At 47.9% G+C, this 20,444-nt stretch carries 19 protein-coding genes; 5 read left to right on the forward strand and 14 right to left on the reverse strand.

The features are described from left to right. Positions 1-3: 3 nt before the first annotated feature. The 6 genes from KNO61_RS05925 to cyoE all read right to left on the reverse strand — a co-directional run bounded on the left by KNO61_RS05925 (position 4) and on the right by cyoE (position 5,928). Entirely contained in the window at positions 4-927 is a 924-nt protein-coding gene (locus KNO61_RS05925; RefSeq protein ID WP_214730938.1) for a cytochrome c oxidase assembly protein, read from the reverse strand. A 134-nt stretch (positions 928-1,061) separates the two neighbouring features. Continuing rightward, positions 1,062-1,391, reverse strand: a complete 330-nt coding sequence (locus KNO61_RS05930; protein WP_031421543.1) for a cytochrome C oxidase subunit IV family protein — start codon at positions 1,389-1,391, stop codon at positions 1,062-1,064. A gap of 1 nt (position 1,392) precedes the next feature. Continuing rightward, the gene (locus KNO61_RS05935; protein WP_214730936.1) at positions 1,393-2,019 is read right to left on the reverse strand and encodes a cytochrome (ubi)quinol oxidase subunit III; all 627 of its coding nucleotides are present in this window, start codon (positions 2,017-2,019) and stop codon (positions 1,393-1,395) included. Then, complete coding sequence (gene ctaD, locus KNO61_RS05940; RefSeq protein WP_214731118.1) at positions 2,020-3,888, reverse strand: cytochrome c oxidase subunit I; 1,869 nt, start codon at positions 3,886-3,888, stop codon at positions 2,020-2,022. A gap of 38 nt (positions 3,889-3,926) precedes the next feature. Beyond that, entirely contained in the window at positions 3,927-4,904 is a 978-nt protein-coding gene (gene coxB, locus KNO61_RS05945) for a cytochrome c oxidase subunit II (RefSeq protein ID WP_214731116.1), read from the reverse strand. A gap of 97 nt (positions 4,905-5,001) precedes the next feature. Beyond that, positions 5,002-5,928 carry a heme o synthase gene (cyoE, locus tag KNO61_RS05950; protein WP_214872762.1) on the reverse strand — a complete coding sequence of 309 codons (927 nt, stop codon included), beginning with the start codon at positions 5,926-5,928 and terminating at the stop codon, positions 5,002-5,004. 335 nt (positions 5,929-6,263) lie between these two features. On the opposite strand from cyoE, the gene KNO61_RS05955 reads away from it, so the two are divergent. Further along, positions 6,264-7,169, forward strand: coding sequence for a COX15/CtaA family protein (locus KNO61_RS05955; protein WP_015881280.1), 906 nt, complete (start codon positions 6,264-6,266; stop codon positions 7,167-7,169). 32 nt (positions 7,170-7,201) lie between these two features. On the opposite strand, the gene KNO61_RS05960 is transcribed toward KNO61_RS05955, so the two are convergent. The 4 genes from KNO61_RS05960 to KNO61_RS05975 form a co-directional block, all read right to left on the reverse strand. Continuing rightward, entirely contained in the window at positions 7,202-8,554 is a 1,353-nt protein-coding gene (locus KNO61_RS05960; RefSeq protein WP_214872763.1) for a cryptochrome/photolyase family protein, read from the reverse strand. 53 nt (positions 8,555-8,607) lie between these two features. Next, positions 8,608-12,042 carry a pyruvate carboxylase gene (locus KNO61_RS05965; RefSeq protein ID WP_214872764.1) on the reverse strand — a complete coding sequence of 1,145 codons (3,435 nt, stop codon included), beginning with the start codon at positions 12,040-12,042 and terminating at the stop codon, positions 8,608-8,610. Positions 12,043-12,078: 36 nt separating this feature from the next. Then, positions 12,079-13,314, reverse strand: coding sequence for an FtsW/RodA/SpoVE family cell cycle protein (locus tag KNO61_RS05970; protein WP_214872766.1), 1,236 nt, complete (start codon positions 13,312-13,314; stop codon positions 12,079-12,081). A gap of 85 nt (positions 13,315-13,399) precedes the next feature. Further along, the gene (locus tag KNO61_RS05975) at positions 13,400-13,678 is read right to left on the reverse strand and encodes an Fpa/YlaN family protein (RefSeq protein ID WP_015881276.1); all 279 of its coding nucleotides are present in this window, start codon (positions 13,676-13,678) and stop codon (positions 13,400-13,402) included. 172 nt (positions 13,679-13,850) lie between these two features. On the opposite strand from KNO61_RS05975, the gene KNO61_RS05980 reads away from it, so the two are divergent. Further along, a complete protein-coding gene (locus KNO61_RS05980) occupies positions 13,851-14,318 on the forward strand; it encodes a hypothetical protein (protein WP_214872768.1) in 468 nt (155 codons plus the stop codon). Positions 14,319-14,442: 124 nt separating this feature from the next. Next, entirely contained in the window at positions 14,443-15,615 is a 1,173-nt protein-coding gene (locus tag KNO61_RS05985; protein WP_240499801.1) for a multidrug efflux MFS transporter, read from the forward strand. A 37-nt stretch (positions 15,616-15,652) separates the two neighbouring features. Here KNO61_RS05985 and KNO61_RS05990 read toward each other — a convergent pair whose 3' ends face one another. Next, positions 15,653-16,969, reverse strand: a complete 1,317-nt coding sequence (locus tag KNO61_RS05990; RefSeq protein WP_015881273.1) for a PhoH family protein — start codon at positions 16,967-16,969, stop codon at positions 15,653-15,655. A 33-nt stretch (positions 16,970-17,002) separates the two neighbouring features. Further along, the gene (locus KNO61_RS05995) at positions 17,003-17,452 is read right to left on the reverse strand and encodes a PNPOx family protein (protein ID WP_015881272.1); all 450 of its coding nucleotides are present in this window, start codon (positions 17,450-17,452) and stop codon (positions 17,003-17,005) included. Positions 17,453-17,567: 115 nt separating this feature from the next. Between KNO61_RS05995 and KNO61_RS06000 the strand changes: the two genes are divergently transcribed. Further along, entirely contained in the window at positions 17,568-17,768 is a 201-nt protein-coding gene (locus tag KNO61_RS06000) for a YlaI family protein (protein ID WP_015881271.1), read from the forward strand. 36 nt (positions 17,769-17,804) lie between these two features. Here the strand turns inward: KNO61_RS06000 and KNO61_RS06005 are convergent, their stop codons facing one another. Together KNO61_RS06005 and typA are read right to left on the reverse strand one after the other, a co-directional pair. Beyond that, the gene (locus tag KNO61_RS06005) at positions 17,805-18,149 is read right to left on the reverse strand and encodes a YlaH-like family protein (RefSeq protein WP_015881270.1); all 345 of its coding nucleotides are present in this window, start codon (positions 18,147-18,149) and stop codon (positions 17,805-17,807) included. Positions 18,150-18,236: 87 nt separating this feature from the next. Continuing rightward, positions 18,237-20,081 carry a translational GTPase TypA gene (gene typA / locus KNO61_RS06010; protein ID WP_015881269.1) on the reverse strand — a complete coding sequence of 615 codons (1,845 nt, stop codon included), beginning with the start codon at positions 20,079-20,081 and terminating at the stop codon, positions 18,237-18,239. 163 nt (positions 20,082-20,244) lie between these two features. On the opposite strand from typA, the gene KNO61_RS06015 reads away from it, so the two are divergent. Next, a complete protein-coding gene (locus tag KNO61_RS06015; RefSeq protein ID WP_159562038.1) occupies positions 20,245-20,421 on the forward strand; it encodes a DUF5325 family protein in 177 nt (58 codons plus the stop codon). Positions 20,422-20,444 lie beyond the last annotated feature (23 nt).

Raw genomic sequence — 20,444 nt, forward strand, 5'->3', positions numbered from 1 at the left:
TGTTTAATTTTTTTCATTTGTTTCTTGCGGAGTGAATGACATGCCTTCATCAAGAGCAAGTGACTTCGTCCGACGCACCCAGCCGAAGAACGTCCAGCCGAAGAAGAAGCCGTACACGATCTCTTGACCGAGTTTCATGAGGACCCCACCGAAACGTTGATCTTCGAGCGCACTGTTCGTCGCTCCCATCAACGCCTCTAAATCAATTCCGGAAACGTCACCATTCGGGAGACAGTATCCAAGGACCGTCGCAAACGTCTGTGGGTCCGTGTATGCATTATAGAGCGTCGTTTGACTAAAGATGATGAGCGCACAGGCAGGTGTCAGTAAGACCCCGTTGGCGATAATGTACACCATTCGTTTCAAATCGGACATGCCTTCCTCTTCGTCTGAGACGAGTGGAACGATGACCGGATACCACATCGTCAAACTAAAGACGAGAAGGGCACCGTGGAAAATCCGGTGAACGCCGTAGTTCGTCAAGACGTAGTCGAATACGACCGGCATATGGTAAATCGAGAACAATGCGTTAAATAAAATGAGCGCAATCAGTGGCTTCGTCAAAAACTTGAACGTCGGCCCAATCCATTTGAAGCTAAGTATTTTTTCGAATACCCAGTACGGTAGACCGTAAACGACGAGTGCCGGTGCCAAAATATAGACGAGCACCATTTGGAACATATGCACCGATAAAATGATATGTGCCATGACATCGATTGGACTTCCAAAACCGATGTAATACAAGACAATCGCAAACAACATACTAAACTTTTGTAATAACGTGGTCGAGGCATATCCTCGCTTCGCCATTCTCTCTGTCACGACGGCGTATAACACATAAATCCCGACCATGAGCAATCCGAACAGCGGACTCCATAACGTGAGCCAATCAAATTGATTGAGCAGCTCCGACGTATTCCAGAGCATCCGTTCACCCCTTTTCTTTCTCTCCCTAACCTTTGAAACCGTTCACTTCAAGATTACTATTCATTCATTTTTGAAGTAAAGGAAAAAGGACCGAATCATCCGTGTTTCCACAGATGTTCAATCCTTTGTCACAATTACCAAATGAGTAAGCGGAGTGCAGCGACCGTGATGATGGCAACAAAGATACCTAGCCACATCATGCCAACGATCCACGTGTTCCCACGGTTATTCATATGCATGAAGATATATAACTGTAGGAAGACTTGGATGACCGCCAAGATGATTAAAAAACCACCTGCTGCCCACACCGGCATCAATTCCGCATAGACGGCGCCGAATGCCACGAATGTGAGTAAAATCATCATCGCGAAACTGATTAATTGAAGCTGATACTCACGTTTCGACTCTGCTTTTACTTCAAGCTCTAACTGCTTGTGAGATTCGTTCATTACTCGTTTTTCCATATTAGTTCACCATCCCTAAGAGGTAGACGATTGAGAAGATGAAGACCCAAACAACGTCGATAAAGTGCCAATATAGACTCGATACATAAAACTTTGGTGCATTGTATACATCGATCGGACGGTTCCAGTTACGAATCAAGAGCGTCGTGATCCAAAGAAGACCGAACGTTACGTGCGCGCCGTGGAAACCAACCAACGTATAGAAGGCTGAACCGAATGCGCTCGACGTGAACGTGTGACCGATGTGGTAGTATTGAATGAACTCGTAAATCTCAGCACCAAGGAATCCGGCACCAAGAAGGAGCGTCACAATCAACCAAAGCTTCATACGCCCTGGATTGTTTGCCTTCATGTTCATCATCGCAAGGACACTTGTAAGTGAACTTGTGAGGAGGAGCATCGTCATGATGAAGACGAGCTCCATTTCGAAAATGTTATACGAACGTAATTCCTCTGGCGCACCAGAGTTCAAGAGACCAACGTATGTTCCAAAGAGCGAGGCGAAGAGGACTGTCTCTCCACCAAGGAAGAACCAGAAGGCCACATATTTATTTTTCCCTTCCAGTGTTGCTTTCTCTGGATTGGCCGGGATACCGGTCACTGGGTGTTTTTCAACTGCATGTGCCATTTATTGTTCTCCTTTCTCACGAATCGCTTTCAAGTCTGCTTCGACTTGTGACTTCGGAATGTAGTAGCCGTGATCGTCAATCCAAGAACGTAGGAACATCGAGACGAACGTCATCCCTAATCCAAATCCAATCAATGACCAACCGACGACCGTGTTATCCATCTGGAAGATGGCACCGAGTCCTGCGATAAAGAGGCCGAGTGACATGAAGAACGGAATGAGCGAGTTATTCGGCATGTGAATGTCCGAAACTTCCTCAGCGACTGACACGCGTTTGTTGCCTGCCATTTTCTCGAGCCAGAACGTATCAAGTCCTTTGACGAGTGGTGTTTGTGCAAAGTTGTACTCCGGAGTCGGAACAGGAAGTGTCCACTCAAGCGTACGACCGTCTCCCCAGTGGTCTGGTTTGACGCGGTCTTTTGACAAGAAGGCTTTCACAACAGCGACGAGCAAGACAATCGTTGACACACCCATGAAGAATGCACCGATTGTCGAGAGCATGTTGAGTGTATCCCAACCTTGACCATCGAGGTATGTGAAGACTCGACGTGGCATACCGAACAATCCGAGGAAGTGTTGCGGGAAGAACGTCAAGTGGAACCCGATAAAGAACAACCAGAACTGCCAGTATCCAAGCTTTTCAGAAAGGGCTTTTCCGAACATGAGTGGGAACCAGTAGTAAAGTCCTGCGAAGAGACCGTATACAACCCCACCTACGATTACGTAGTGGAAGTGAGCGACAACGAAGTAGCTGTCGTGATACTGATAGTCAGCCGGTGCGACTGAGAGCATAACCCCTGTCATCCCACCTACGAGGAATGAAGGAATGAACGCGACTGAGTAAAGCATGGCCACGTTGAATTTAATTTGACCGCCCCACAGTGTGAAGAGCCAGTTAAAGATTTTAACACCCGTTGGTACGGCAATCGCCATCGTTGCAACAGCGAAGATCGAGTTGGCAACTGGACCAAGACCGACTGTGAACATGTGGTGAACCCAAACCATGAATCCAAGGAAACCGATAAGCATTGTCGCGAAGACCATCGTCGTGTAACCGAAGAGACGTTTACGCGCAAATGTCGGAATGATTTCCGAGAAAATACCGAATGCCGGTAAGATCAAGATGTAAACTTCCGGGTGACCGAAGATCCAGAAAAGGTGTTCCCAGATGACAACGTTCCCGCCAAGCGCCGGGTCAAAATAAGCAGCTCCGAAGAGTCGCTCGAACATCAACATGAACAATCCGACCGTAAGTGGTGGGAATGCGAAGACGATCAATGCCGATGCAACGAAAGTCGTCCATGTGAAGAGTGGCATACGCATGAGTTTCATTCCTGGCGCACGCATGTTCAAGATGGTGACGAGGAAGTTAATCCCGGCCATCAGTGTACCGAAACCTGAAATCTGAAGACCGAGAGCGTAGAAGTCTACCCCTGTCGCTTCCGGTTGTGTTGAAAGTGGAGCGTAAGCCGTCCACCCTGCGTTTGGTGCTGCTCCGAAGAACCAGCTCAAGTTAAGCATGACTCCACCGAAGAAGAACAACCAAAAACCTAATGAGTTAATGAATGGGAACGCAACGTCGCGTGCCCCGATTTGAAGTGGTACGACGGCGTTCATGAAACCGAATAGCATCGGCATGGCCGCAAGGAAGATCATCGTCGTCCCGTGCATCGTAATCAACTGGTTAAACGTCTCACCGCTGACGAAATCGTTCATTGGTTTGACGAGTTGCCAACGAATCAGTAATGCTTCAATTCCACCGAGAAGGAGGAAGAAGATTCCTGAGAACAAATACAAAATACCGATTTTTTTGTGGTCAACCGTCGTAATCCAATCCATGATGCCATTGTATTTACGCGATTGCTGCATTGCAGTGGTCTGTGCCACGTGAAATCCCCCTTTTCCCGTTAGTCAATCTTCTGCTCATACAAGAAGTCAACGAGTGCATCTAATTCTTCGTTGCTGATTTGACCTTCATTGAATCCTGGCATAAGAGCCCCTTGTTTCTTCTCTTGCGGGTCACGAATCCACTCTTTCAAGTTGTCCTCGTTGTTTTCGAGGTAACCTGCGAGCCATTCACGATCACCGAAGTTCGTCAAACTTGGTGCCACTTTACCGCCGCCGTGACAGCTCAAGCAGCTTTGGACATACACTTCTTCACCTGTCGTCAAGTTCGTGTTGTCTGCGACGAGTTTCTCACCGTTCTCGTCTTGCTTGGCTTTCATGTCAGCGAGCCATTGATCATATTCTTCTTGCTCGAGCGCGATGACTTTAAAGTCCATAAGGGCATGTGACGAACCGCAAAGCTCAGCACATTTCCCGTAGTAAGTACCTGGTTCATTTGCATGTAACCACATTTCGTTATCAAGTCCTGGGTTCGTATCTGTCTTACCAGATAAAGCTGGTACCCAGAATGAGTGAATGACATCTTTAGACGTCAAGTTGATGCCGACTCGTTTTCCGACTGGAATGACGAGCTCTTGCCCTGTCACAACACCTGCTTCTGGATATTCAAATTCCCACCAGTACAAGTTAGCTGTAACGTTGATTTCTTCTTCTTTTTTCGCTTCTTTCGCTTTCGCGAGTTCGACAGTCGTCGTGATTGTCGGAACAGCGAGAATGATGAGAAGGATAATCGGAACGACTGTCCAAATCATCTCGAGTGTACTGCTACCTTCAACTTGCTTCGGAATCGATTCATCTTTCCGACGGAACTTCATGAGCACGTACACGTAAATGACCGAGACGATGATGAGTACGAAGAGCATGATCGCCAAACTGATGAGAATGATGCGGAGCTGAAGCTCAGCCCCTTCTCCCATCGGCTTCAATGCAGACAATCCCTCTTGACCGCAACCTGATAACAGGACTGCGAACATCATCATCGGGACGATGCCAAACAGAAGCTTCTTAAATGATTTCACAACAATCCCCACTTTCTCCCAAAATGATGTGTAATGGTTTTCTATATAGTGAGTGCGATTACGCCATTGCTGCCGTCAAAATCAGCGCGATAATCCACACGACTAAATAAATTAATGAATAGAAGAACATTTTGTTTGCCCACTTGATTTCGTCCTCGGCGTTGAATCCTTTCAATCCGAGATACAACCAGTAGCCCCCTAAACCGGCTGCGACTGTCAAGTAAACAAGACCATAGTGCATAAATAAGAGCGATGCCGGAATCAGCGTCGCAATCCACCAGATGATCTGCCGTTTCGTGATGGCAAATCCGTTCACGACCGGAAGCATCGGAATGTCTGCCGCTCGATACTCTTCCGTCCGTCGCATGGCGAGCGCCAGGAAGTGAGGTGGTTGCCATAAGAACATGACAAGAAACATAAGCCACGCATCGATATATAGATTTGGATCAATTGCTGCCCAACCGATGAGCGGTGGAACGGCTCCCGAAATACTACCGACGACTGTATTGAGCGTACTCGTACGCTTCAGCCACATCGTATAAATCACGACATAAAAAAATGCCCCGATTAAACCGAATACTGCGGCGACGTACGATACAAGGAGCAATAGAAGTGTTCCGATTGCAAGTTGTGTCAATCCAAGGAGTAAAATCTTCTCTCCTGAAATCTTGCCGGTTACACTCGGTCGATTGTCCGTACGATCCATTAAGTAATCGATATCTCGGTCCACAAAGTTGTTTAGGTAACAACTCCCCGAAATCACGAGTGCGCTTCCTAACATCGTTAATAAGAGCTGTGGCCAAACTTCAAACAAGTAAAGGACTGGCGTATCGCTCTGGTACGTCGCTGCCACGAAGAATCCTGCAAACACCAACAACAGGTTGGCGCGAACGATTCCCATTTTCGCTAAGGCGACGTAATCTCGGAATGACGTTGATTCTGTATACTCTACATCTACCGTCATCCCTGGGTTGACTTTTGTCATACTGACCCCCCCCACATAATCACGAAATCCTCGCATTCTCTTCACAGAAAAAACACAATATGAACAAAATACACTTAACTCTCTACAAAGATACCATATTTTTTTATAAAATACGCCCTTTATGCTTGTAAAATAGCGAGTTTTTTGTGTCAATAGTGTGATATTTGTCACACCTTATGTGCTTTACTAATATTAGAATAACGTTTTTGATAACGATTGCAAGCTTTTCCATTTCGTTTTTTGAACAGAAAGCCGTATAATAAGTATGGCGAAAAAAATATAAATAAACAAGGTACATTTTTTAACGGATTTCGATTAGAAGCAGGTGGTATTGCATGCATAAAAAACTCGCGTTTTTCTCAGGGTTTGTCACCCTCGGGATGATGCTTGTCCTCATCATGGGTGGAACCGTGACGAAGACGGATTCAGGAGATGGTTGTGGGACGGACTGGCCACTCTGTCATGGAAAATTAATCCCAACCAATCCAAGCGTTGAAACGATGATCGAATACAGTCACCGGGTAGTCTCCGGAATCGAAGGTCTTCTCATCATTGCGCTCGCCATTTGGACGTTCATCGCGGTCAAACATCGGGTCGATGTGAAAATCTTCGCGTTTCTCGCATTTATCTTTATGCTCATCCAATCGATCATTGGAGCGGGCGCGGTCATTTGGCAACAGTCGGACGCCATCCTGGCCCTTCATTTCGGCATTTCTCTCGTGTCGTTCGCATCGTTACTCATTTTGACGATTCTGTTATTCGAAGGTGACCGAGAGCATCAAGTCGTATCGAGACGATTACGATCTCATCTTTACGGTCTCTCGATCTATACGATGATTGTCGTCTACACCGGAGCTTATGTCCGTCACCTCGGTGCTACATATGCTTGTGTCGGTTGGCCGATTTGTGAACAAGAAGTGTGGACGTTTGAGTCGTATGTGCAGATGGGACACCGTGTGATGGCCGGGCTACTCGTCTTGTACACGTTGTATGTTCTTTACTTGGCACGTAAAGAAATGAATCGATTGATTGAGCGCGGCATGATGGCGTCTCTCTTCTTCATCCTGCTTCAAGTCGGTACAGGTGCATGGATCGTTCTTGGGGGACACGCGACTTACGTTCCGCTCCTTCACGCATTCTTGATCACGTGCTACTTCGGTATCCTGTCATACCTCTCTTATCACGCGTATCGGTCGACAGCGCGACAAGACGGGGCACAATTGAAAAACATGAACGGATAACCAAACTAAAAAGCGCCACGGCGCTTTTTAGTTTACAATGCTTTAAATCGTTCGAGGGCACGCTCTCTCGCTTCTTTATGATCGACGATTGGCATGGCATAGTTGTCTCGCTCTGACGGGTCCGGAAAGTGAATCGATTTATCTGTTATATGTTTCAGCTCCGGCACATACTTCCGGATGAACGTCCCATCAGGGTCAAATCGCTCGGATTGCGTCGTCGGATTGAAAATACGGAAATACGGAACAGCGTCCGTCCCGACTGAGGCCGCCCATTGCCATCCCCCGATATTCGACGCTGCCTCATAATCGATCAGCTTTTGCTCGAAATACCGTTCCCCTTTTCGCCAATCGAGAAGGAGATGTTTCGATAGGAAAGATGCGACAATCATGCGTAGGCGGTTGTGCATCCACCCGGTCTCGTTCAACTGACGCATCGCCGCGTCGACGATTGGATACCCCGTTTCCCCGTTACACCACTTTTCGAACTGCTCTTCATTGTCCTCCCATTCAAGTGACTTGTATTTATCATTGAACGGTTGATCTTTCAATCCGTGGAACTTTGCCATGACCATGTAATAAAATTCGCGCCACAACAGCTCATCATAATACGTGTCGCGCCCTTTTGATTGTCTTGCCGACAACACTTGTTCGGCGATCGTGCGAATCGACAACACACCTGTCCGTAAATAAGGAGATAGTCGACTCGTCCCGGTGATGCTCGGAATGTCACGCTTCTCGTCATAATCGACCATGCGATCATTGACAAAGCGGGTCAATCGCTTCTTCGCTTCCGTTTCCCCTAGCCCTTTCCATTCACGTTTACATCGCTTGAAGAGCTCTTTCAGTTCACTCGGTTGTTCATTCTTTGAACGGATGTACTGAGATAAACGATCGACATCAACCTCATATGGTGCGGGTGGCTGTTCGGCATACGCCGCTTTTTTGAACGGGGTGAACACCTTATAGGGATCGCCACTTTTTGTACGGAACGCATCGGGATGAAACAGATGCCGGTCAAGGAGTCGTACGACTTTAACCTCTTCACTAAGTGCTTCAATCACACGGTCATCCCGCTGTTTGAACGGTTCCACATACTCCGCATTAAAATAGAGCACATCCATCTCGCCGAGCTGTTTCACGAACGCATCCTCCGTCTCCGCGACGAGGACACGAAGCCCTAACCCTTTCGCTTCTAAATCATCCATGAACGTTCGCATCGTCGAGAAGAAATAGTCATGCCGCACTTCGAATGGGTGACAGTATTTCGGATTCAACCAAAAGACGAAGTCTAGGTCATCGCCTTCCTCCATATCTTTCAATACACGGTGTAACATATGATTATCGGTCAGTCTAAAATCTGAACGGAACCAACATATTCGTCTCATGATCTCCACTCCCATCTACAAAAAAGAAGCATAGCGCGCTATGCTTCTTTTGATTATACAAATTCAATCAACAAGTCGTCACTTTGTATTGTGTCGCCTTCTTTAATATGGATGGCCTTAATCTCACCATCTTGTGCCGCTTGAATTGTTGTTTCCATCTTCATCGCTTCTGTGACGAGCAACTGCTCCCCACGGTGAACGCGACTTCCTGGTTCGACCAATACTTTCAAGACAGACCCCGGCATCGATGCACCGACTTGTTTGGCGTTCGAACGATCGACTTTCGGACGGCTTGTCGTTGCCGATTTGACATTGACATCTTTAATCTCGATTTCACGTGGTACCCCGTTCATCTCATACGAGACGAGACGGATGCCATCTTCATTCGCCGCACTCACTTGTACGAGCTTGATGATTAATGTTTTTCCTGTCTCGATTTCAACTTGGATTGTCTCCCCGACGTTTAATCCGTAGAAGAACGTCAACGTGTCGAGCACCGATACATCCCCGTAGGTCGTTGTATGTTTGATATAGTCTTCGTACACTTTCGGATAAAGCGCATGGGCAAGAAGTTCAAAGTCCGTCACCGGTCGCTCGAATTTTTCGAATAGTTCTTGGCGTGCCGATTCAAAGTCATATGGCTTGATCAATTTACCAGGACGAACGTTTAATGGCTCTTCCCCTTTCAAGATGACTTGTTGTACATCTTTCGGGAATCCACCTGGAGGCGTCCCCAATTCACCACGCATCATTTCGACGACCGAGTCCGGGAAGTCCAACTGGTGTCCGCGCGTCATCACATCTTCTTCCGTCAAGTTATGCTGGACCATGAAGAGCGCCATATCACCGACAACTTTAGATGACGGCGTCACCTTGACAATGTCCCCGAACAACATGTTCACTCGGGCATACATCGCCTTGACTTCGCCCCAACGGTCTCCAAGGCCGACCGCTTTCGCCTGCTGTTGGAGGTTTGAATATTGTCCACCCGGCATCTCGTGCTCATACACGGATGGATGCGGGGCACGCATATCACTTTCAAACGGTTCATAGTTATGACGCACGTCTTGCCAGTAGTCACTGATAATCTCATATTGTTTCGGGTCGACCTTCGGCTGACGTTCGTGGTGGTTGAGCGCGTAGACCAAACTTCCACCTGAAGGCTGTGACGTCATCCCTGACATCGAGCTCGCTGCAACGTCAACGATATCGACACCGGCATCTGTCGCACGAGCATAGGTGAAGATCCCGTTACCGGAAGCATCGTGTGTATGCAAGTGGATTGGTAAGTCTACGGCGTCTTTCAATGCCGATACGAGTGCATAGGCCGATTCCGGCTTCAATAGACCGGCCATATCTTTGATTGCCAAGATATGCGCACCACTCGCCTCAAGTTTCTTCGCGAGGTCGATATAATACGGAAGGTGGTACTTCGGACGGTTGCCATCGTACAAGTCTCCCGTATAACAGATGGCCGCCTCCGCCACTTTCCCAGTCGGAAGTGTCGCATCGATTGCCAATTGAATCGATTCTAAGTTGTTGAGACTGTCAAAGATTCGGAACACGTCGACTCCGGCATATGCCGCTTCGTGTACGAATTTCTCAATGACGTTGTCTGCATAGTTTTTGTATCCGACCGCATTCGCACCGCGTAGCAACATTTGAATCAAGACGTTCGGCATCTTCTCACGAAGCTTCATGAGACGTACCCATGGGTCTTCGGATAAGAAGCGGTAGGCGACGTCGAACGTCGCTCCACCCCACGCCTCGACCGAGAACAATTCTGGCATGAGTTTGCTTGTCGGTTCGGCAATGTTCAAAATGTCCTGTGTCCGCATGCGCGTCGCGAGCAACGATTGATGGGCATCTCGCATCGTCGTATCCGTCAGCAACAATTCCGGTTGACGTTTGATCCAATCGGCGAGGCCGTCCGGTCCAAGCTCTGTAAGAATTTGTTTCGTCCCTGGCTTCGCTTCTGCTGGGAGGTCATGTGGGATTCGCACCGAACGGCTGATCGGCTTGTCTTTCAGACCGACACCCGGGAATCCATTCACCGTCACGTCCCCGATATAGTTCAACAGTTTCGTCCCACGGTCTTTTCGTTTCGGGAAGACGAACAGTTCTGGCGTCTCATCGATGAATGACGTGTTGTAATCTCCACTGATAAAGTTCGGGTGCTTCATGACGTTAATCAAGAACGGAATGTTCGTCTTGATTCCACGAATCCGGAACTCGTTCAAGTTTCTAACCATCTTCGAGGCCGCTTGTTCGAATGTCATGCCATGTGTGGACAATTTCACGAGAAGTGAATCGTAGTACGGTGAAATCTCTGCACCGACATACGCATTCCCACCGTCAAGACGGACACCAAAGCCACCCGGAGAACGGTAAGCCATGATTTTCCCTGTGTCCGGCATGAAGTTGTTGCCTGGGTCTTCAGACGTAACACGTGATTGGATTGCATAACCGAGAAGTTTAATGTCTTCTTGTTTCGGCATTTGAATCATATCACCGTGGAGCGACTCACCTTGCGCGATCATCAATTGCGTTTGAACGATGTCAAAGCCCGTCACCATCTCTGTGATCGTATGTTCCACTTGAATGCGCGGGTTGACCTCGATGAAGTAGAACGACTCGTCCTCGGTCACCAAGAACTCGACCGTACCGGCGTTGACGTAACCGACGTGACGCATGAGTTGGACCGCCGCATCACAAATCGCTTGGCGCGATGCATCAGACAATGTCACACAAGGCGCCACTTCGACAACTTTTTGGTGACGGCGCTGAACCGAACAGTCACGCTCGAATAAGTGAACGATGTGACCGTGCTCATCTCCAAGAATTTGCACCTCGATGTGTTTCGGACGTTCGACGAGTTTTTCTATGTACACTTCGTCAGAACCGAACGCCTGCTTTGCTTCTGACTTTGCACGTTCAATCAAATCTTTCATTTCCGCTTCTGTTCGAATGACACGCATTCCGCGTCCTCCGCCACCCATCGACGCTTTGACCATGAGCGGGAATCCGTGCTCGTTCGCAAATGCTTCAGCATCTTCATATGATGTGAGCGGTCCATCCGAACCCGGGATGACAGGAAGACCCGCAGCAATCGCACTCTGACGTGCTCGTACTTTATCCCCGAACGCATGTAAATGTGACTCATGCGGTCCGACAAAGATGATGCCCTCTTCACGGCAACGTCGTGCGAGTTCAATGTTCTCTGAAAGGAAACCATACCCTGGGTGAATCGCATCACTGTCTGACTCCTTAGCGATTCGAATCACGTCTTCGATATCGAGGTACGCATCGATCGGTTTTTTGTCTACACCGATCAAGTAGGCTTCATCAGCTTTAAAGCGATGTAAGGAGCCGCTATCTTCTTGCGAATAGACAGCTACCGTTCGAATGCCTAACTCTGTCGCCGCGCGAAATACGCGAATGGCAATTTCCCCACGGTTTGCAACAAGTAACTTTTTAATTGGTTTCAAATGAAATCCCCCCGTTAATGAAGTTTGTTTGTTTCCTTACCTAACAACGTGAAGCGATGAGCGTTGAACGTTTTCTTCTGACTTCACCCGAATTTCTTCTCGTCGTGTCGCTTCTCGATGACGGTTACGCATCGAGATACTACTGAGCACCCCGAGAACACCCATCATCATGATGAGCGATGTTCCTCCATAACTGACCAGTGGCAAGGTTACGCCTGTCCCTGGGAACCAACCGGACATCGCACCGATGTTGATGGCCGTCTGAATCATAATTTGTGATGCAATCCCAAACGATACGAACATCGCAAAGTGACTATCCGCATGATTGGCGATATGAATCGCGCGAAAGGCGATGAAGAAGAGAAGGACTAAAACCGTCAATACACCGAGGAATCCTAACTCCTCTGCAATGATCGACATGATATAGTCGGTTTCTGGTTCTGGCAAATACCCATACTTTTGAAAACTGTTCCCAAGTCCGACTCCGGTCAATCCACCATGTACAATTGAGATAATCGACATGAGCAATTGGTGTCCATATCCTTCCGGGTCCATGAACGGGTTGAACACGACTTCAATCCGACTTCGTTGATTCTCCGAAAAGATGGTCGTGAACAATACGAATACAGTACCAACCCCAGCTAAAATCCCTGGAATCAAAATTCGAAGCGGCGCCCCGACACCGAACCACATGAGCAACATGATGGAACCGAGGACGAATAGCCCCCCCATATCCGGCTGTCCATTGATTGCGATCGCATAAAACGAAAAGTAAAAGAGGACAGGCACTAAAAAGAAGGCGCCGATTTGTGCACGCAACCCTTTTTTCGTGATAGCGGCCCGCGCTAGTCGACCAGGGAGTCCTTTCAACTCATTATTCCATAGTTCATGGTAGTAGTTCGCAAGCAGTATGATGAGAACGAACTTCGCAATCTCGACCGGTTGAATGGTCATTCCTCCGATGATGAGCCAAGCTCGCGCCCCATTCAATGGAGGCATCGCCCACGTGACAAACAGCAAGATGACAGAGAGCGCATAAAGACCGAGGCGAATGCCTTTTTTCCGAAACATCTCATATCGGAACAACGTCGCAATCAAATAGATAAAGATTCCAATGCCAACGTAGACGAGCTGGCGATAGAATAAACTACTATTCGCGTAATCCCCACGATTCCAAACACTCGCACTATAAATCATGATGGAGCTTAGCCCGACGAGCAAGAGCACTGACAAAAACAACGCAAAATCAAAATACCGAAACCGTGTTTTCATGTATTCACTTCCTTATGTAAAACAATCTGACAACCCTTAAAAAAAATACTCAAACAGCGCCACTTGCACAGTTTGAGTATAAGGTTCATAGTTCTGAAGCTTCTGCCAAAGCAGACAACTTTTGTTCCAATGAATCGAGCAGTCCTTTACCTTCAATGTCTGAAATGAGTCCAAGACGAACCGCAAAATCAATTTGGCGCGATAGTCCAAACATATGTGTATCAAGCACCTCTTCATAAAGCGGGCACTTCGGCATTTTTAGGTTTTCTAACTGCACTTCAATCAGACAACGGATTTTTTCAGCATCCGCCTCGAGTAATTGAAGCGCTTGCTCCCGTTGGATTGCAGCCAAATTTGTCGCCACTACGACCCCTCCTCCGTACGATGACAGACTGTTTGTCATAACTCAACTGTACATTATCTTTCATCATAATTCAATGTACAGTATGAATGAACGCGACATTCTTCCTCTTTTCCATTTTACGAGAAAGAGCGCTATAATGGAACGTGTAATGTGTATGAAGGGGGATATAAGCATGACTTTTCCACTTGATGGAGCGGTTCGCCACAGTCTGACGATTGACCCGACCGTATGGATTTTTGACGAACGAAAACGGAAGATTGAAGATTTGGACTCGGTGACGGAGAATGACCGTGAGGCATACTATGCGAAAATGGGGAAAGCATGGGATGACGGATTGTCACAAGGAACTCGAATCGACCACAACAAACCGATGTCGCGACAAGACAAGGATGCAGCATTACGCGACTCGTTCGCCATGCCGCTCGCGCCATTTTTAAACAATGCCGAACCGATTGAGCTTGCGACACATGTCCGTTTTTACGGGGAGACCATATTGACTCTATCGCTCAGCGAGGCATCACAAGTATATTTACAATTTTCAAAAGACGGAAAAGTACTTACAGACGGACCTGTCTATGTATTATATGAGGATCAGGTCATTCGCCAAGTCAATCATATCACCGTATTAAGCAATCAATGAGAAGGGTCACACCTTCTCTTTTTTTGGACTTTTTAGTTCACAAAGTGTAGTATATAGAGTGTTGACTACAAATTGAATAAGAAAGGTCGTGACGCTTACGATACCTCTATGGAAACGAAATTTAATGGTTGTTTGGATCGGTAGCTTCTTGACCGCCGCGTCGATGAGCCTCGTCCTTCCATTCCTCCCATTGTTCATCGAACAACTCGGGGTAAAGGATCCGGACCACGTCGTCACTTGGTCTGCGATTGCGTTCGGCGCGACGTTCCTCGTAGCCGCCATCGTCTCTCCGATGTGGGGACGCTTGGCTGACCGAAAAGGAAGAAAGCTGATGCTCATCCGAGCCAGTCTCGGGATGGCCATCGTCATGTTCCTCATCAGCTTCGTCCAAGACGTATATCAACTCGTCGGGTTGCGTTTACTCATGGGGGCCGTGTCTGGATTTATTTCAGCCGGCATCACGTTAGTCGCATCTCAGACACCAAAAGAGAAAAGTGGCTGGGCGCTCGGTACCCTGTCAACCGGTGGAATCACTGGTGGTCTACTCGGTCCCCTCATCGGCGGACTGCTCGCAGACTGGATTGGGCTTCGATCCGTTTTTCTCTTTACCGGAAGTGCACTCTTCCTGACGTTCCTCATCACGCTTTGGTTCGTAAAAGAAGATTTTGTCCCAGTGAAACGCGAAGAACTCGCGTCGATGAAATCGATTTTCGCCTCACTGCGACATCCACAGTTGATTGTCGGTCTGTTTGTGACAACGTTCCTCATTCAGTTCTCGACACAATCCATCGGACCACTCTTGACATTATACGTACGTGAATTGAATCCGAACACTACCGCGCTCGCCTTCATGGCAGGGATTGTCGCCTCCGCTCCGGGACTGGCCGCTCTCGTTTCGGCGCAGCGTCTCGGACGGTTATCGGACAGACACGGAGCGGAGCGCATCTTGTTTTGGGCACTGCTCCTCTATAGCCTCTTCTTGATTCCGCAAGCATTCGTTACCTCAACGACTCAACTCATCTTGTTGCGTTTCGGAATCGGGTTCGCAACGGCCGCCTTGATGCCGTCCGTTCAATCGCTACTGCGCCAGCATACGCCGGTCTCTGCGACGGGGCGCATCTTTTCATACAATCAGTCCGCTCAGTTCATGGGGAATCTACTCGGACCGCTATTTGGATCCCAAATCGTGGCACACTTCGGATTTTCTGCCCTGTTCATCATCACGGGATTGATTATGATCTCGAATGCCTTCTTAGAACGGACGAACGTCCAGTCGTTACAACTCGATACAAAATAACGCCGAGCACGAAGCTCGGCGTTATTTTGTATCTTTCTTATAGTAGGTCAGCCGCCAATCGTGCAAGTGACGAACGTTCCCCTTTTACGAGTTGCACGTGTCCGAAGACGTTTTGTCCTTTGAAGCGTTCCACCGCGTACGTCAAGCCGTTCGAGTATTCATCCAAATACGGATGGTCGATTTGATACGGGTCGCCGACGAGTACGATTTTCGAGTTTTCACCGACTCGGGTGAGAATGGTTTTGATTTCATGCTTCGTTAAGTTCTGCGCCTCATCGATGATGATGAACTGGTCCGGCATACTTCTACCTCGAATATAAGTGAGCGCCTCGAGCTGAATCGATTTCATACCGGCTAGAATATTCCCGAGCTCGTCTTTTGAATTCGCATTGAATAAAAATTCCAAGTTATCATAAATCGGTTGCATCCATGGACGAAGCTTCTCTTCCATTTCCCCTGGCAAGTAACCGATATCGTTCCCCATCGGCACGACCGGGCGAGCGACGACGAGCTTATTGTAACGCTGTTCATCCTCGACGAGCGAGAGCCCTGCTGCTAGGGCAAGGAGCGTCTTCCCGGTACCGGCTTTCCCAAGTAAGGTGACAAACGGAATGTCATCTCGAAGCAACAGGTCGAGTGCCATCCGCTGTTGAACGTTTCGTGGATGAATTCCCCAAATATGATCTGCATCGAGTGCCAGTGGTCGTAAAATCGGTTGAAGCGAATCGACCACAGCAAGCGCACTCGCTTTCGACACATTACTTTTCAAGACGACGAATGAATTCGGATATAGCACTTGTTTCGTCAAGGCCGTCGTCGGCAATTGACGAACTTTATAAAATTCATCGATGAGCGACTGATCGACTTCAATCTCTCGATAGCCGGCGTATAAGTCCGTCGTATCAACGATATGATCTGTCAAATAGTCTTCTGCATCAATTCCAATGGCGTCCGCTTTGACACGGACCAATATATCTTTTGAGACGACGACGACCTTTCGACCTGCGTCATGCTCGTATTGTTTCATTAACTTTAAGGCAACGAGTAGGATACGGTTATCGTTTGTCATGACATCGAACGGAATATCGACCTGGTGTTCATGACCGATTTCGACAAACAGACGTCCTCCGTTTTCAAGCGGGACCCCGTCATGGAGTTTTCCCGATGTCCGGAGCTGGTCGAGGACACGTGACGTTTCACGGGCATTCCGCCCGACCTCATCCATGTTTCGTTTCTTTCCATCTAACTCTTCTAGGACGATGGCTGGAATGACCACGTCGTGTTCTTCAAATTGAAATAAGGATAGCGGATCATGTAGGAGTACGTTCGTATCGAGTACATACGTTTTTTTCATAGACTTTGCCGCCCCTCGAATATAGGATGGTATTCAAGAATGAAGACTTTCTTTCACTTCACGGTCAAGCTTTTCCGCCGCTCGAATATCATACGTTTTCGTGATTTCGGGCTGTGCGTAAGCTGCTCCATAAAACGAGATGTTCCTCACTTCTTCGACATGTCCTTCAAAAAAACGAAGATGAAGGCTTGGTTTAACCGCCGGATCGAACTCTCGAATCGCTGAGAGTAAAACATGATAGGACTGACCATCTTCGATAAAAATGAGGCCAGCCGTCTTTTCTGTCGTCAAGATGGTCACGATATGTGAATTTCTTGTCAATGCGAACCGGACCGTGACAGCATCTAACGCTTGCACCCAACTGATCGCATGGCTGATCGGCCAACGCTTCGCCTCGTCGAAACCGACGAGAAATGTTAACGGCATGTCGTTCAATAGGCGCTCTTGCGCAGCTGTCAGTTCAAACGTTGCCTTACTCGCCATTCAACTCCCCTCCTTTTAACCGGGTATGGTTGTACCATTCTCCCTTACCGGTTCAATTCCCTGCTTTTAACGGTTGAAATCATGCTATACTCATCGTATAGAGGAAGGTGAAAAGATGCGTGTAAAATGTTCTCTTTGCGATAAAGTCGAGACCATCGACTCATGGTCGTTTGAAGCAAAACGCTTGCGTAACAAACCGGCTAAAACGTATATGTGTCAAGAGTGTCAGGAGCGAATCAGCGAACGAACGGCTGAACGCGCCGCATCTGGACAGTTCAAGTTATATCCTACATTTCGACAGAAACGAAATTGGTAATGCAAACGGGCGCCTCCGAAGAGACGCCCGTATTTTTTATGATTCTACCGCATCTTGACGACGGTTCCACCAAAGGCGACCACGATAAATGGCTAACACGATTGCCATGACGGCAAGCACTTCCGGGATTGGCCATGTGAAAAAGACGAGTGCCATCGTACCTGCTCCAAGTGAAAGCAGAATATAGACGATGAGCGACTTCCACCATGCCAATTGTTTCGCAAAACCAAGTTTAAAGACAAGGATTGTCAGTAAGATGACCGTGACAACGAGTGCATTGAACCCGACGGAAAAGTCATTCGGGTCACTGCCGACACCTAGCATCGAAGCGATCCACGGAACGTCAATCTGTGTGATATCGATTGTTTGAGAAGCTTTCAAGACAAAGAGTCCCCCTTTATTTCATACACATCCATTCTACACTATTCCATGCAAAAGGGAACGCCGAAGCGTCCCCTTTCTGCTAACTTATTCTTTACCAAGTTTACGACGCTTGTCAGCTTTCTCGCGTTCGTTCTTGTTCAAGATTTTCTTACGGAGACGGATCGACTCCGGTGTAATTTCACAGTACTCGTCATCGTTCAAGAACGTGAGTGACTCTTCAAGTGAGAAGACGCGCGGACGTTTCAAGACTTGTGTCGAGTCTTTTGCAGAAGCACGCATGTTCGTCAATTGTTTCCCTTTAACAGCGTTAATGGCAAGGTCAACATCACGGTTACATTCCCCGATGATCATTCCTTCATACACATCTGTACCTGGCTCGATAAAGATTGTCCCACGGTCTTCAAGGGCACCGATTGAGTAGGCCGTCGACTTCCCGTTTTCGATACAAACCATAACACCGCTACGACGACCACCGATATCAGCAGCGATATATGGACGGTACTCTTCGAACGTATGGTTCAAGATTCCGTATCCACGTGTCGCTGACAAGAATTCGTTACGGTAACCGATAAGACCACGTGATGGCACGAGGAATTCCATACGTGTCTGACCGTTGTCATTCGTGTTCATGTTCGCAAGCTCACCTTTACGGAGACCAATCGATTCCATGACTGAACCTGTGTACTCTTCAGGTACGTCGATGATGACACGCTCGAACGGCTCAACTTTTGTGCCGCTTTCGTCTTCGCGGATGATAACTTGTGGTTTCGATACTTGGAGCTCGTAACCTTCACGACGCATGTTTTCAATCAAGATCCCGAGGTGAAGCTCACCGCGTCCTGATACGATCCATTGGTCTGGTGAATCTGTGTTTTCGACACGGAGTGAAACGTCCGTCTCGAGTTGTTTCATCAAACGCTCTTCGATTTTACGTGCCGTCACGAAATCGCCTTCACGTCCTGCGAATGGAGAGTTGTTTGTCATGAAACGCATTTGAAGCGTTGGCTCATCGATGCGAAGGAGCGGAAGTGGCTCTTCTTTACCGACTGGCGTTACCGTTTCACCGACGTTGATATCTTCCATCCCGGCGATAGCGATCAAGTCACCTGCTTTAGCTTCTTCGATTTCGACGCGCTTGAGGCCGAAGTAACCGAACAATTTCGTGACACGAAGTTGCTTCACCGTACCGTCTGTCTTACAAAGCGATACTTGCTCACCGACTTTGATTTTCCCACGGAAGACGCGACCTACGCCGATACGGCCGAGGTAGTTGTCATAGTCGAGCATCGTCACTTGGAATTGAAGTGGCTCGTCTGAGTTGTCCACTGGAGCCGGCGTGTTTTCGAGAATCGTGTCGAGTACGTGCGTGATTGTATCTTCTTGTTTTTCTGGGTCAGGATCGAACGAACTTGAACCGCTGACTGCTGATGTATAGACGACAGGGAATTCAAGTTGATCTTCATCTGCGCCAAGGTCGATCAAGAGATCAACAACTTCATCGACAACGTCGAGTGGACGAACCATCGGCTTATCGATTTTGTTGACGACGACAATCGGACGAAGTCCTTGGTCGAGTGCTTTTTTCAATACGAAACGAGTTTGTGGCATACAGCCTTCACGCGCATCGACAACAAGAATAACGCCGTCTACCATACGCATGATTCGCTCAACTTCTCCACCGAAGTCTGCGTGACCTGGTGTATCTACGATGTTGATGCGAGTCTCTTTATAATCGATTGCTGTGTTTTTTGCGAGAATGGTAATTCCGCGCTCACGCTCGATATCGTTCGAGTCCATCGCGCGTTCTGCGACTGCCTCGTTCGTCCGGAAAGTACCAGACTGTTTCAATAATTCATCGACTAACGTTGTTTTACCGTGGTCAACGTGCGCGATGATGGCTACGTTACGAAGGTTTGTTCTTACGTTCATGTAGTTATTCCTCTCTTATTTAAAAAATTTCAACTTTTCTTCAACTTTAAGAGTATAGCACACGTCACAGTACCTTTGTCGAGTGGAATCGACTGTGAACGTTTTCATCTCGTGTTTTTTATCATACAATAGGGAAGAGAAGAGAAAATAAGGAGGAACCTCCATGCAGCTAATGTTTGTATTGATCGCAACGGCCGTTGTCGCAGGATTCGTCGGCATTGGAATCGGGGTGGCCGAGGGGAGCGCCGCCATTATCTTGGGCAGCCTCGTGTTAAGTGGCGTAGCGACATACTTTGGTATTCAATTGCGTCGCCGCATTCTTTCAGACCATCAATCATAAAAAAAGGGTTACTCCGGGATCAT

Origin of the sequence: Exiguobacterium sp. s140 (assembly GCF_018617035.1) — a bacterium.
GTDB lineage: Bacteria > Bacillota > Bacilli > Exiguobacteriales > Exiguobacteriaceae > Exiguobacterium > Exiguobacterium profundum.